Origin of the sequence: Streptomyces sp. H27-H5, from assembly GCF_026627505.1 — a bacterium.
Classification (GTDB): domain Bacteria; phylum Actinomycetota; class Actinomycetes; order Streptomycetales; family Streptomycetaceae; genus Streptomyces.
Map to the genome: position 1 here is coordinate 24172 of NZ_JAPNLK010000040.1, position 13343 is coordinate 37514.

The 13343-nt window shown below is 74.6% G+C and carries 14 protein-coding genes; 9 read left to right on the forward strand and 5 right to left on the reverse strand.

What is annotated here, in order from left to right; genetic code table 11:
- Positions 1-171: 171 nt before the first annotated feature.
- Positions 172-1029, forward strand: coding sequence for a GntR family transcriptional regulator (locus tag OTB19_RS20560; RefSeq protein ID WP_267799804.1), 858 nt, complete (start codon positions 172-174; stop codon positions 1027-1029).
- A gap of 100 nt (positions 1030-1129) precedes the next feature.
- On the opposite strand, the gene OTB19_RS20565 is transcribed toward OTB19_RS20560, so the two are convergent.
- Both OTB19_RS20565 and OTB19_RS20570 read right to left on the reverse strand, forming a co-directional pair.
- Positions 1130-1870, reverse strand: a complete 741-nt coding sequence (locus OTB19_RS20565) for a GntR family transcriptional regulator (RefSeq protein ID WP_267799806.1) — start codon at positions 1868-1870, stop codon at positions 1130-1132.
- 129 nt (positions 1871-1999) lie between these two features.
- Positions 2000-3553 carry an IucA/IucC family protein gene (locus tag OTB19_RS20570; protein ID WP_267799808.1) on the reverse strand — a complete coding sequence of 518 codons (1554 nt, stop codon included), beginning with the start codon at positions 3551-3553 and terminating at the stop codon, positions 2000-2002.
- A 136-nt stretch (positions 3554-3689) separates the two neighbouring features.
- Between OTB19_RS20570 and OTB19_RS20575 the strand changes: the two genes are divergently transcribed.
- The 4 genes from OTB19_RS20575 to OTB19_RS20590 all read left to right on the forward strand — a co-directional run bounded on the left by OTB19_RS20575 (position 3690) and on the right by OTB19_RS20590 (position 8673).
- Positions 3690-5141 (forward strand): IucA/IucC family siderophore biosynthesis protein, encoded by a 1452-nt coding sequence (locus tag OTB19_RS20575; protein WP_267799809.1) that lies wholly within the window; start codon positions 3690-3692, stop codon positions 5139-5141.
- A 33-nt stretch (positions 5142-5174) separates the two neighbouring features.
- Positions 5175-5852 (forward strand): class I SAM-dependent DNA methyltransferase, encoded by a 678-nt coding sequence (locus OTB19_RS20580; RefSeq protein WP_267799810.1) that lies wholly within the window; start codon positions 5175-5177, stop codon positions 5850-5852.
- A 123-nt stretch (positions 5853-5975) separates the two neighbouring features.
- The gene (locus OTB19_RS20585) at positions 5976-7529 is read left to right on the forward strand and encodes an FAD-binding oxidoreductase (protein WP_267799811.1); all 1554 of its coding nucleotides are present in this window, start codon (positions 5976-5978) and stop codon (positions 7527-7529) included.
- Positions 7530-7539: 10 nt separating this feature from the next.
- Positions 7540-8673, forward strand: coding sequence for a trypsin-like serine protease (locus OTB19_RS20590; RefSeq protein ID WP_267799812.1), 1134 nt, complete (start codon positions 7540-7542; stop codon positions 8671-8673).
- On the opposite strand, the gene OTB19_RS20595 is transcribed toward OTB19_RS20590, so the two are convergent.
- Genes OTB19_RS20595 through OTB19_RS20605 form a run of 3 tightly spaced genes read right to left on the reverse strand, consistent with a single transcriptional unit; the run spans position 8610 to position 10559 of the window.
- Positions 8610-9023 carry a hypothetical protein gene (locus OTB19_RS20595; RefSeq protein WP_267799814.1) on the reverse strand — a complete coding sequence of 138 codons (414 nt, stop codon included), beginning with the start codon at positions 9021-9023 and terminating at the stop codon, positions 8610-8612. The two genes, OTB19_RS20590 and OTB19_RS20595, sit on opposite strands and share 64 nt — an antisense overlap.
- Positions 8983-9615 (reverse strand): HXXEE domain-containing protein, encoded by a 633-nt coding sequence (locus OTB19_RS20600; RefSeq protein WP_267799815.1) that lies wholly within the window; start codon positions 9613-9615, stop codon positions 8983-8985. Before OTB19_RS20600 ends, OTB19_RS20595 begins: the two co-directional genes overlap by 41 nt.
- Complete coding sequence (locus OTB19_RS20605) at positions 9612-10559, reverse strand: AEC family transporter (RefSeq protein ID WP_267799816.1); 948 nt, start codon at positions 10557-10559, stop codon at positions 9612-9614. Before OTB19_RS20605 ends, OTB19_RS20600 begins: the two co-directional genes overlap by 4 nt.
- Before the next feature lie 145 nt (positions 10560-10704).
- On the opposite strand from OTB19_RS20605, the gene OTB19_RS20610 reads away from it, so the two are divergent.
- The 4 genes from OTB19_RS20610 to OTB19_RS20625 all read left to right on the forward strand — a co-directional run bounded on the left by OTB19_RS20610 (position 10705) and on the right by OTB19_RS20625 (position 13327).
- Entirely contained in the window at positions 10705-10941 is a 237-nt protein-coding gene (locus tag OTB19_RS20610; protein WP_267799817.1) for a hypothetical protein, read from the forward strand.
- 28 nt (positions 10942-10969) lie between these two features.
- Positions 10970-11167, forward strand: coding sequence for a hypothetical protein (locus tag OTB19_RS20615; protein WP_267799818.1), 198 nt, complete (start codon positions 10970-10972; stop codon positions 11165-11167).
- Between the two features lie 163 nt (positions 11168-11330).
- A complete protein-coding gene (locus OTB19_RS20620; RefSeq protein WP_267799819.1) occupies positions 11331-12650 on the forward strand; it encodes a sensor histidine kinase in 1320 nt (439 codons plus the stop codon).
- Positions 12647-13327 carry a response regulator gene (locus OTB19_RS20625; RefSeq protein WP_267799820.1) on the forward strand — a complete coding sequence of 227 codons (681 nt, stop codon included), beginning with the start codon at positions 12647-12649 and terminating at the stop codon, positions 13325-13327. The genes OTB19_RS20620 and OTB19_RS20625 overlap by 4 nt, the downstream gene beginning before the upstream one ends.
- Positions 13328-13343 lie beyond the last annotated feature (16 nt).

Genomic DNA, 13343 nt, shown 5'->3' on the forward strand with positions numbered 1-13343 from the left:
GACCAACTGACCAATTGGTTAGCCGAGTGGCTCGAAGGTGACACGCCCTCTTCGACCCGTCAACCCCCGCGCCCCGGGGAATCGATGACCGGATCTCGCGGATCAGTCCGCCGAATGCTTAGATGCATATGACCAGTTGGACAGTCGGGCACGGCGGAAGGGACCTGGGTGATGGAGCGCAATCCCTCGGCGGCGGCCCGGGGGCCGGCCACCGGTTCGGTGCTCAAGCGGGAGCGGGTCCGCGAGCACCTGTTGGGGCTGATCGACACGCGTCGACCCGGGGACGCGATCCCTTCGGAACGCACCCTGTGCGCGACGCTGGAGGTGTCGCGCCCCACCCTGCGCGCGGCCGTGGACGAACTCGTGGCGACGGGCGCGCTCGTCCGGGAACACGGACGCGGGATGTTCGTGGCCCCGGCCAAGATCACGCAGGAGCTGACCCCGGACGAGTCGGCGTTCGCAGTGGGCCGGGCGGCGGGCCACTGGTCGAGCAGGATCCTGGAGCACGCCACCGTCCGGGCGGGCGCCCGCACCGGCCGCCGGCTGCGCGTCTCCCCCGGCGAGGAACTGCTGTACATCGCCCGGCTGCGGCTGGTGGACGGCGCCCCCATGGCGATCGAGCACCTGCACATCCCGGCCGATCTGGTCCCGGCCCTGACCCCGGCGGAACTGGAGGCCGGGGACCTCTACGAGCACCTGCGGGACCGCCACGGGGTCTTCGTCCACGAGGCACGGCAGTCGATCGAGCCGACGGTGGTCAACGAGGCCGAGGCCCGCCTGCTGGACGTACCGCCGCTCTCGCCGGCCCTGCTCATCGAGCGGCTCACGACCGACTCCACCGGCCGCCCCGTGGAGTACGTGCACTCCGTCTACCGGGGCGACCGCTACCGGATCGTCTCCCGACTGGCCCTGGGGGTCCCCCCGGGCAGCCGTCCGCCCGGTCACCATCCGGGGATTCCCCCGGGCGATCTCGGGCGGCGGGAGGTCATCACCTCGACGACCAGCGGCGACATCCACACCCACACCTGACATGCCGGTCGACCGACGGGCGCGGTCTTCGAGCGCCGGTACGCCGCCCCGTACGGGGCGCCGGGGCGGGGCGGCGGGGCGTCCCGTCGGAGTGGCGCCGTCAGCTGACGCGGAATCCGCCCGCGGCCCGGTCCCGGTGGAAGGTGAGCCGGTCCCAGGTCGGGAAGGCCAGGTCCGTGACGGCGAGCAGCCGGCCGGAGCCGTCGTGGAGGGTGCGGCGCACGCTCAGTCCGCAGGCGGTAGGGGAGTTCGGCGGGTGGCTGGTGCGGGTCATGGTGAGGGTCTCGGCGACCCGGCCGGTCGCCGTCGCGCGGTCGAGCCAGCGGTGCAGCGGCCCGAGGTCCTCGTCGCGGGCCGCGGTGCGGCGACACAGCGCGGAGAGTTCGGGGGTGGCGGCCACCACGACGGGGCTGAGGTAGGTGACCGCGTGCTGGAGGGTCTCCCCCGCCGGGTCCCGTTCGCGGCGGTGGTGCACGAGGGTGCGCTCGCCGCCCTTCATGCCGAGCAGCGCGGCGTAGGTCGGGGCCAGGCTGACGAACGCGACCCAACACTGGGCCGGCACGGAGCCGGCCGCCGGGGCGGCGGCGGGGATGGACGTGGGCGCGGCGGCGGGCCGGGTGCCGCGCCGGCCGGTGACGATCAGCCCGTCCGCCCGCAGGTGTTGGAGCGCGGCTCGGATGGTCTGCCGGTTGACCTGGTAGCGGGCGGCGAGGCTGCGTTCGGAGGGCAGTCTGGCGCCGGGGGTGTGCGCGGTGCGGTCGATCTCGTGCCGCAGCGCTGCGGCGATCCGCTGATACTTGGGCATGGCGGCCGGGGCGCCGCCCCGCGAAGGGGAGGGCATGGCTACTCCTCTGACGGGTGGTCAAGGGCTGCGCGGTCTGCCCGACCAACGTAGCATTGGTCTATACCTTTCCACACCGGGGGAAGAGGCGACCGACACCACCTTGGCCGGAATGCCACGCCCGGCCCGCTACCCCCTCAGCGGGTTCGGCAGCGGCAGGTAGCGCGCGTCCGCGCCGTCCGCCCCGGTCCACCTCAGCAGCAGGTTCGTCTTGGCCGGCAGCGACGGAGCGGTCGCCAGTTCACCGATCTCCGCGAGCCCCGTGGCGGCCTCGCCGCGCCGGAACTCCTCCCGGACGGCCGGCCACACCTGGCCGACCACGGCCGGATGCGCCTCGGCCAGCGCCCCGCCGACCTCGGCCAGGTGGTTGACCACCAGGCAGTACAGCAGCCGCTGCCATCCGTCCTCCCGCGACAGGTCCCCCGGGAGTTTCACGCCCTCCGCGTCACGGAAGAACGCCTGCACCGGCATGCCCCCGCCGTCGACGGCCACCAGGCAGTTCTGGAGATGTGCCTCCAGCACGATCCCCCGCCGGGCGAACAGCTCCAACACGGGGGGCACGACCTGGCGCAGATACGCCCTCCACCACCCGGCCGGGTCGGGTGTGGCGGCCAACGGGCTGCCCGGGAAGCCCTCCGCGAGCGCGGCGGCCAGCAGCGGATCGGTCCCCGGCAGCCCCTGTCCGCGCAGTCCGTCGCGGACCAGGACGGCCAGTTCCTCGAAGGCGAAGCCGGCGGTGCGGTAGCCCCGGTCGGCCAGCCAGACGGCCTGCGACCCCTCGCGACGCAGTTCGGCGAACCCGGCCTCGACGGCCGAGTCCGTGCGCCTGAGCCTCAGCAGGTCGTGCCTCCACAGTCGGCGGACGTCGTTGGTGACGCGGACGTCGAGGCTGAACTTGACGAACAGGTCGGCGCTCGGATCGGGCGCGTACAGGGTCCGGATCGAGGCGGTCGGCCAGACCGGGCGCCGGGTCGGTCCGAGTCGCAGCAGCCGCCCGTCGGCGAAGGCCTCGCGCACCGCGGGAAGGTCGCCGACCAGGTCCAGCTGCCAGGGGTGCGCCGGCAGCAGCCGGTACCCGGCGGGCGGGCGCGGGCCGTCGAGGAGTTCCGCGAGCGAGTCGATCGCCTCGGAGGCGGCCGGCGGGCCCTCCTCGACCACCTGGTCCTCCCGCAGGCCGAGCAGGACCAGGGGGAACCGGGTGTGCGCCTCCGGCGCGTACGGCAGCCAGCTCGCGGCGGGCGCGCCGCCCCGTGACTTGGGGGCCGGGTGGTGCGGGTGGCCCATCACCAGCGCCTGTTCGGACCGGACGTAGGGGTCCTGCGGGGCCGGGGCCGCGGCCCGGGCGGCCAGCAGCGCGGCGACGGCGTCCCGGCTGTCGGTGATCTCCGTCGGCAGTTCGTCGTTGGAGACGCCCGTGTACAGGCGCAGCTCGTCCGAGGCGAGCTTGACCAGTTCCGCGAGGCCCAGCGGATGCCGGCCGTTCCCGACGAGCAGTTCCGGCCGCTCGGGCCGGCGACCGCCCGCCACCCGCAGCAGCCGCCCGGTGCCGCGCAGCCGGTGGACACCCTCCTCACCTGTGGGATCGGCGGCCTCCCGCAGCAGGCAGTTCAGCAGCGGAGCGGCTGCGAGGGCGTCGGCTGCGGCGTTGAGGTCCACTGGTTCCATTCGATCCATTCGATCCATTCGGTGATCATCACCGATCATCAGGTGTACCCGATGATGAGAGAGGACCAGGACCCTGGACCGCAGCACGCACGTCCCCGTCCCCCCGGCCGAGGAGACCGTCGCCGCCGAGCTGGCCGACGTACGGCCCGACCTCGTGGCCGCGTACGCCGCCGAGCTGGAAGGCGCGCGGGCCGCCGTGCTGACCCGGCTCTGGCGGGCGCTGGCCTTCGAACCGCTGCCCTGGGTGGTTCGACGGGAGTCCGGGCCGGATTCGCTGGTGCTCGTCACCTCCCGGGGTGGACGGCTGGAGGGGCCGCTGCCCGATCCCTACGCCACCCGGTCCCACGTCACCGAGGTCCGGTTCGACGGACGGGCGTACCGGCACGCGGCGCGCCTGATGTCGGCGCTCGACGTGCCGCACGGGGCCGCGTTCGCGGCCGAGCTGGACGACAGCACCGCCTCGCTGGCGCTGTCCCGGGCGGGGCAGCCCGACCCCGCGACGGACGGCGCCCCGCGGGCGGGCTGGGAGTGGGAACAGCGGGTGGTCGACGGCCACCCCTACCACCCCAACTGTCGCTCCCGGCCCGGCTTCTCGGTGGCGGAACAGTTGGCGTACGCGCCCGAGCACCGGCCGCTCGTCGCGCTCGGGACGGTCTCCGTCCGGGCCGAGGAGTGTCTGGTCACCGGGGACTGGCCGGCCGAGCTGCGGGACGGGGGGCACGTGCTGCTCCCGGTGCACCCGTGGCAGGCGGAGCACGTCCTGAAGCAGGGCGGCGTGCGGGGCGGCGGCGGCCCCTTCCCGGCCGCGCATCCGCTGATGTCGCTGCGGACCCTTGCCCCGGTCGGGGGCGGGCCCCACGTGAAGACCTCGCTGAGCACCCGGCTCACCTCCTCGGTGCGGGACATCTCCGGCTATTCGATCGAGACGGCGGCCGCCGTCTCCGCCTTCGCGCACGCGCTGTCGCAGCGGCTCGGCGGCCGCCTCCACGTCACGCGCACCCTGGCCGCCGCGACCGCGCACAGCCCGGACCTGGCGACGGTCTTCCGCGAGCCCCCTGAGGCGTACGCGGGCCCGGGCGAGCGGGTCGTACCGGTGGCGGCCCTCGCGGGCACCCCGCTCGCCGCCTCGCCGGCCTGGCGGGCGGACTTCGCCCGGCTGGCGCTGTCGGTGTGTCTGGAGGTGCTGGACCTCGGGGTGGCCCTGGAGGCCCACGGCCAGAACCTGCTGGTCGTCCTCTCCCCCACCGGGTCCCCGCTGCGGCTGGTCTACCGCGACCTCGCCGACATCCGGATCAGCCCCGCCCGACTGGCCCGGCACGGGCTGGCGGCGCCTCCGGTGTCGGGACGGTTGGTCACCGACGACGAGACGGTGCTGCGGCGCAAGCTGTTCGGCTCGCTGGCGGCCGGGGCCCTCGCCGCCACGGCGGGATCGGCCCCGGCCCTCGGCGAGGCCCTGGGTCTGTTGGCGGACCTCCCCGCCACGGCGGACACCGAGGCCCTGCGGTCCGGTCCGCTGCCGGTCAAGGCGCTCACGCTGATGCGGCTGGCCCCCGGCACGTCGGGCGACCAGTGGGCGGACCTCCCCAATCCACTGTCCGGGGGGTGAGTCGGGCCTCCGCGCGGGCTACTGTCCAGGGGCATGAACGCCACCTCGTACCTGCATTCCGTGCGGGTGTCCTATGACGCCGTCGCCGTCGACTACGCCCGGCTCCTGGGGTCGGAGTTGGCCCGCAAGCCGCTGGACCGCGCGATGCTGGCCGCCTTCGCCGAATGCGTGCGGGGCGGGGACGGCGGCCCGGGCCGCGCCGTCGCGGACCTGGGTTGCGGCCCGGGTCGGGTGACGGCGCACCTGACCGGTCTCGGCGTACGGGCCTTCGGCGTGGACCTGTCGCCGGCGATGGTGGCGGTGGCCCGGCGGACCCATCCGGGGCTGCGGTTCGAGGTGGGCTCCATGGCGGCGCTGGACGTGGCCGACGGGGTCCTGGGCGGAGTGCTGCTCTGGTACTCCACCGTGCACACCCCGCCGCAGGACCTGCCGCCGGTGTTCGCCGAGTGCGCGCGGGTGCTCGCGCCGGGCGGCCACCTGCTGATCGCGTTCAAGGCCGGGGAGTATCGGACCCGGCTGGAGCGGGCGTACGGGCACCCCGTCGACCTCGACGTGTACGGGATGGCGCCCCAGCGCGTGGCCTCGCTGCTGACCGGCGCAGGCCTGGCCGAGGTGGCCCGCCTGGTGCGCGAACCCGATGACGGGGAACGCTCCCCCCAGGGTTTCCTGCTGGCCCGCACACCCGATCCGGACGCCCCCGGATCCCCCTGACCCGGGGGCGTCCGGCCGGGCGGGGGACGGGGACGAGCGGGTTCCTGGGCCGTTCGGGGGGCAACTCGCCCTTTGTGGTCCCGCCTTCGCCCCGAACCGGCCGGCCGATGGCAGGAAGGGGGGATGAGCCCGCACCGCCGTCTGGTCCTCACAAGCGCGGCCGCCGCAGTCCTGGCCACGGTCGGGGCGACCGCGCGGGGTCCCTCGGACCTCGTCAGCCGCCCGTCCCGGCGCCTCGTACGCGGCCCCGACTTCGCCGCGCTCGCCCGCTCCGTGGACGGGCGGATCGTTTTGCCGGGCGACCGGGACTACCCCGAGGCACGCCGGCTCTTCCAACCCCGCTACGACGGCCTCGCGCCGGCCGCGGTGGCGTATCCCGCGCACGCCTCGGACGTGGCCGCCTGCCTGGACTTCGCCCGTCGCTCCTCCGTGCCGGTGGTGCCGCGCGGTGGCGGCCACGGCTACGCGGGCTGGTCCGGCGGCGACGGCGGGCTCGTGGTCGACGTCGGGGCGATGGCCGAGGTGGCGGTCGAGGGGGACGGGGCACGGATCGGAGCCGGCGCCCGCCTCGGCGAGGTCAACGCCACGCTCGCCGCACGCGGTCGGGGCATCCCGACCGGGCTGTGTCCCTCGGTCGGGATCGCCGGGCTCACGCTCGGCGGGGGCATGGGACTGGCCTCGCGGGTGCACGGCACCACCTCGGACGCGCTGACCGGCGCCCGGGTGGTCACTCCCGACGGCGTCGTCCGAGACGTCGACGCGGGACACGATCCCGACCTCTTCTGGGCACTGCGCGGCGGTGGGGGCGGCAACTTCGGCGTGGTGACGGAGTTCCGGTTCCGCACTCACCCGGTCGGGGACGTGGCCTTCGCCGAACTGCACTGGCCGGCCGCGCGGTCCGCGGCGGTGCTGAGCGGCTGGCAACGCTGGTCGGGCGGGCTGCCGGACCCGTTCTGGAGCCACGTGGAGTTCGTGATCGAGTCCGGTCCGGAACCCGTCCCGTCCGTCAAGGTGCTGTGCTTCGACGGGCGGGGCGAACTGGAGCGGCAGTTGACCCGGCTGTCCGACCTGGTCGGCCGGGAGCCGCTGGAGCGTCACCTCGTCGTACGGGGGTACGGGGACACCCTGCGGGCCATGGCCGGCTGCGAGGAGCGGGCCGCCGCCCGGTGCCGCCTGCCGGGCACCCTGCCCGGCCACGACCCGCGCGGTGTGATCGGCCGGGCCTCGTACGCGGCCCGCTCGGACTTCTGGACCGGCGCCGGGCTGCCGGAGGCGGCCCTCCGGGCGGTGTTGGCCGGCGTGCGCGGCTACGCGCGGGCGGCGCCGGCCGGTGGGCGGGGCGTGGTCCAGTTCCTCGGGGAGTGCGGCGGGGCCATGAACCGGCCGGGCCCCTCCGACACCGCATTCGTCCACCGCGACAGCGCGTTCCTGTCCCAGTACCTCGCCTACTGGCCCGAGTCCGCGTCGGCCGACGAGGTGGCCCGGCACCAGGGCTGGCTCGACGGGCTCTGGCAGGACCTGCGCCCCTGGGCGAGCGGTCGCGCGTACCAGAACTACGTCGATCCGAAGCTCGTCGACTGGCGCTCGGCCTACTACGGGACGAACCTCGCCCGCCTCCAGGAGGTCCGACGCGCCCATGACCCGAACCGGTTGTTCCGCTTCCCCCAAGCCATCTAGGGAGCCCCGCATGCGACGCACCTTGACCATGGCGGCGGCAGCGACCGCGCTGGCGCTGCTCGGCGGCCCGCTGCCGGTCGCCGAGGCCGGCACCGCACGCGCCGTCGGCCGCTGGTCGGTCCGGGAGGCCCAGTCCTTCTGGACCGCCGAACGCATGGCCTCCGCGACCCCCGCGCCCCTCGCGCCGGGCGCCGCGCCCGACACGGCCGTACCGTCCGGCGCCCCGAGCCCGGACGCGGTCCCGGACCGTGTCCCGGTCCCGGACAACGCCGCGAGCCCGGACAACGCCGCGACTGCGGTCCCCGACCCGTCCGCCGCCGGCACTCCGGTGACCGCGCCCGCCGGCTCGGCCACCCCCGTGCCCGAACCGTCCGCCGAGTCCGACCGGGCCGGGGACACCATCGGCGCCGCCCTGGCGGGCCCCGGCACCGGCGCGAACTTCGACGGCATCCCGGTCGTCGGCCGGATGTTCGTCATGAAGGGCGCCGGTGCGTACTTCTGCACGGCGAGCGTGGTCGCCTCCCCCGGCCGCAACCTGGTGCTCAGCGCGGCACACTGCCTGCTCGGCTCCGACACCCGGAAGGTGGCGTTCGTCCCGCGGTACACGGCCAAGAACCCCCGGCCCCACGGCATGTTCCCCGTGCTGCGCGACGCCAAGGGCCGCTCGAAGGTGTGGATCCACCCGCGCTACCGCAGCCAGGGCGCCAACCGGGCGGCCACCCTCGACGTGGCCTTCGCGCAGGTCGGACCGGGCCCCAAGGGGCGCCGGGTGCAGGACGTGGTCGGCGGGAACCGGCTGCTCACCGGGGGCCCGTACGCGCACCCCCGGGTCACGCTGATCGGCCATCCGTCGGCGGCCGCCCGCCCCCGGGTGTGCGTCAACCGGACCACGAAGTTCACCAGCAAGGACGCGCGCATCCCCGGCTCCTTCCTGCGCATCGTCTGCACCGGCTACCCCGGTGGGACCAGCGGCGGCCCGTTCCTGGCGCGTTACGACGCGAAGACCAGGACCGGGGACGTGATCGGGGTGATCGGCGGCTGGAAGACGGGCGGGGACACGCCCGACGTCTCGTACAGCTCCTACTTCGGCAAGGAGGTCAGGGCCCTGTTCGACACCGCCGTCGCCGGCGCCCGCGTCGGGTGAGGCACCCGGACCCAGCGGGTCCGGCGGGGATTGCCGACCGTGCGCGGGGTGGCCGGCACCCCGTCCGCGGTCAACGGGTCGGCGGGCGACAGTTCCAGCCGGCGGCGCAGTTCCGCGAGGGCCGTGTGCACCGGCGCCAGGACGACCTCGGCGCCCGGACGGATGAACGCCAGGGCGTGCGCGGTGGTCTCGATGGCTTCGGCGGCGTCCTCGGCGGCGGTCCGGCTCCACCCTCCCGACCCGCCGACGCCCCGGGGCGCGACGGCGTCGTAGAGGTGGCAGGCGGCTTCGGCCGCGGCGTCGGCGCGTTCAGCGACGCCCGGCGCCGCGATGGTCGGCAGGGGCTCCATGCGGGGTGAACGAGCGGCACCCGCCCGGGGGAACGAGCGCGGGGCGGCGGATCAGCCGGGCCGCGGCGTGCGCGGCGGCGGTGGCCGCGGCGGCCAGACCGAGGCCGAGCACCGCGTCGCGCGCCCGGGTGGGCCGCAGCACGCCGGCGCGGCGCAGCCGGCCGCGGGCCCAGAGGGTGAAGGGGACGACAATCAGCGGGGAGGTGACCACCCCCGGGGTGTAGCCGCGGGTGGCGGCGGACTGGGCGAGGTGGACCAGCCCGTGCAGGCCGAATCCGTTCAGGGCGGTCTGGTAGAAGGCGGAGCGCCCGTCGGTGCGACGGCCGGCCGCGGCGGCCGCGGCGACGATCAGGCCCATGAGCGCGACGACGGTGGCGAACTCGAGTGCGTCGACGTCCGTGACGCTCCTCCACAGCCGTTCGGGCACCCGGGGGTGGCGCTCGCGCAGGGCGGGCACCCGGGTGCGGGACCAACGGGCCATGGTGGCGACCTCTTCCAGGTCGTGCGCGATCCAGGCGGCCAACAGCCCGAGGGTGGCCGGGTTCAGCGTGGGATCCGGCGGGTTCGCGGCGTTCGGACGTTGTTCGATCACGAGACGACAGTCTGCAACCACAGCGGCAGCAGCAGGAGGGAAACCACCGAACTCTTGATCACGAGCGAGGCGGAGAGGTCGACGCCCACGTCGTAGCGCTGCGCGAAGATGAACAGGTTCTGCGGGGTCGGCATCGCCGCGATCAGGACGAGGTACGCCAGCCAGTCGCCCCGTACGCCGAACAGCCACGCGCACACCGCCCACGCCAGCAGCGGGAAGGCCAGGCACTTGAAGCCGATCAGCAGGAGTTCCTCGCGCGTGGTCCCGCGGACGTCCAGCCCGGCTCCCCCGAGGTGCAGGCCCAACGCGAACAGGGCGATCGGGGAGGCGCTGTCGCCGACGAACGCGGCACCCTCCAACACCACTTCCGGCACCCGCACCGACAGCAGGTTCAAGACGATTCCGGCGTTGCACGCCAGCACGAGCGGAGTGGCGAGCGAGGCCGCGACGGCGCGCGCGAGCTTCCTTCCGGGACCGCCGGACCCCGGTCCGGAGCGGCCGAGTTCCATGATGGCGATGACGACGAGGGACAGCACGCAGACCTGGAAGAGCAGCACGGGGAAGATCGGCGCCGCGGTCCCGAACACGGTGATGAAGACCGGCACCGCGAAGTAGGCCGTGTTGACCTGGACGCCGGCCATCACGCGCAGCGCCACGGCGCGCGGCTCGCGTGTCCCGCGGGCGACGGCGACAAGGGCGACGGCGGCGACGGCGAGGGCGGCGGCCGCCGCGTAGCCGCCGATGGCACGCCAGTCGAACAGCGCGCCGAGGTCGCTCGCGTATATGTTGCCGAAGAGGTAGCAGGGCACGGCGAAGAGGAAGGCGTAGTCCGCGAAGGCCTTGGAGGCCTCGGCCGGGACGGTCTTGCGCCGCGCGAGGAACACCCCGCCGCCGAAGGCCAGCAGCACGGGCAGCAGTTTCTCCAGCGCGGCCGCGGTCCCCATGCGTACCGACTCCCCCGTGCCGATGATCATCTGATCGGCGCCAGTCTATGCCGCCCCCGCCCGGTGCCCGAGGGGCCGGAACCGGCCGGTGTCCCCGGGGTCGGGCGTGGGCCTCATGGCGCTACACGCGACAGGGGGGTGGGTCATGAACGTGCCCGCGGGGGGACGACCGTACGAGATACACGAGGACGGCCCGGGGAGCATGATCTTCGCCTCGCTCCTCGCCGGGGCGTTGGGGGTGGGGACGTTCTGGGCCTGGACTCCGTGGGAGCAGGAGAGCCTGTTCGCCACCGTCGTCTTCTGGGGCTGGGCGATCCTGTGCCTGCTGTCGGTGCGGTGGGGCTGGTGTTCAGCGTGCGCGAGATCGTGGTGGGGACGGTGACCATCCACGTGACGAACTGGGGGGGGACATGCGCAAGTCCGGGGACAAGCAGCGCCGGGTGGTGTGGGTGGTCCTGGACACGGACCTCCAGTACGAGTTCCAGCACCCGATGACCGACGAACAGCCCGCCTTGGAGGAGATGCGACGCGCGCTGGCCGCGCACGCCGGCGACACGCCCGTCTCCCGGTCGGACACGGTGGTGCGGCGCACGACCTGGCAGCGCTGAGGGCGCGCTCCCGCCGAGGACGCGCGTCCCGGGGCGCGGAGGGTGACCCTGACGTGCGGGTCAGGAGTCAGCGTCTGCGCACCTTCGGCGGCGGCGCCCTCCGCGCGCCGGCGTCCGCAGCCCGCAGCTCGTCGAGGAGCCCTCACATTAGGGTGGGGCGATCATGAGCGAGACGACGCCCGGGGCGACGGCCCCCGCACCGGTCCCCGAACCGTCCGGCCGCGCGGTGCCCCGCTTCGCGGTGGTGCTGCGGACGCCCGCCCGCGCGGGCGAGCCGCTGTTCGCGCGGGCCCCCAAGGCCTGGCAGCGGATAGTGCCCTTCGCCGTCGTGGCCGTCTTCGTGCTGTCGTTGATGCCGGTGACGATCGCCGTGTTGACCAACGTCTACGGAGCCGGCGGCGGCTGGGCCGGCGCCCTCGGGGTCGCGCAGACCGCACCGCTGCTGCTCGCCGTGACCCGGCCGCTGCCCGCCTGGGGCATCGTGTTGACCGCGGACGTCGTGGGCGCGGTGGTGCTGACCCGTGCCGACGGGGTGGCCGGGCAAGCCTGGCCGTGGACGCCGATGGTGGTCGTGGGCTACCTGGTGGCGATGGTCTGTCTGGGGTTGCGCGAGTCCGTGCGGAACCTGGTCGCGGTGTGGCTGGTGACGGGCGCGGTCGGAGGGGCGCTCGAACTCCTCCGGCCCGACGGGGTGACCACCACCACCGCGCTGTTGTTCATCCTCGCCGGCGCCCTCCTCGCGCTGACGGGTGCCCTGCGCGGTCTCGGGGACGCGCAGCAGCGCATCGTCGAACAGCAGGGCATCAGCGAGGCCGAGCGGGCGCGCCGCACCCTGTTGGAGGAACGGGCGCGGATCGCGAGGGAGTTGCACGACGTGGTGGCCCACCACATGTCGGTGATCACGGTGCAGGCCGACTCCGCCCCGTACCGGCTGCCCGGCATGGCGGATCCGGTGCGCGCGGAGTTCGAGGCGATCGCGGCGAGCGCCCGGGAGTCGCTGGGCGAGATGCGCCGGCTGCTGACGGTGCTGCGCGGGAACGGTGAGGGGCCGGGCGGGGAGCGGGCCCCGCAGCCGGGCATCGACCGGCTCCAGCAGTTGGTGGAGGCGACGGTGCGGGCCGGGCAGCCGGTGCGGTTGTCCCTGGCCGCCGGGGCCGCGGCGGCGGTGCCCGCGGCGGTGGACCTGTCGGCGTACCGGATCGTGCAGGAGGCCCTGGCGAACGTGGTGCGGCACGCTCCGGGCGCGCGGACGCACGTCTCGGTGACCCTCCACTCCGACGAATTGCTCGTGCTGGTGGTAAACGGGCCCGCCCCCGACGCCGCACCGGCCCTGGAGACCTCGGGCACGGGGCACGGCCTGGTGGGGATGCGGGAGCGCGTACGGTTGACGGGCGGCACGCTGGACACCGGTCCGCTGCCGGACGGTGGCTTTCGGGTCGCCGCCCGTCTGCCCCTGAACGAAACAGCCGAGGAACCGAGTTGACCATCCGCGTGATCATCGTCGACGACCAGGCCATGGTGCGGGCGGGGTTCGCCGCGCTGCTCTCGGCGCAGGCCGACATCGACGTGGTGGGCGAGGCTCCCGACGGCAGGGAGGGCGTGCGCGTCTCGCGCACGGTGCACCCCGACGTGGTGCTGATGGACGTGCGGATGCCGGAGATGGACGGGCTGACGGCCGCCCGTGAGCTCCTCGATCCCCCGCGGGGCGTGGTGCACCGCCCGAAGGTGCTGATGCTGACCACCTTCGACATCGACGACTACGTGTACGAGGCGCTGCGCGCCGGCGCGTCCGGGTTCCTGTTGAAGGACGCCCCGCCGGCCGACCTGATCGCGGCGGTCCGGGTGGTCGCCTCGGGCGAGGCGCTGCTGGCCCCGTCGGTGACGCGGCGGCTGATCGCCGACTTCGTCCGGCAGCGGCCGGCGCCGCGCAAGGACCCGGCGCTGCGGTTGAAGGGGCTGACCCCGCGTGAGACCGAGGTGTTGGAGCTCATCGCGCGCGGCCTGTCGAACCAGGAGATCGCCGCGCATCTGGTGCTGGCGGAGCAGACGGTGAAGACGCACATCGGCAAGGTGCTGGCCAAACTGGACCTGCGGGACCGGGCCCAGGCAGTGATCTTCGCCTATGAGGCGGGGCTGGTGCGCCCCGGTGACGGTGCCTGATCGCGGGGAGGGCTCT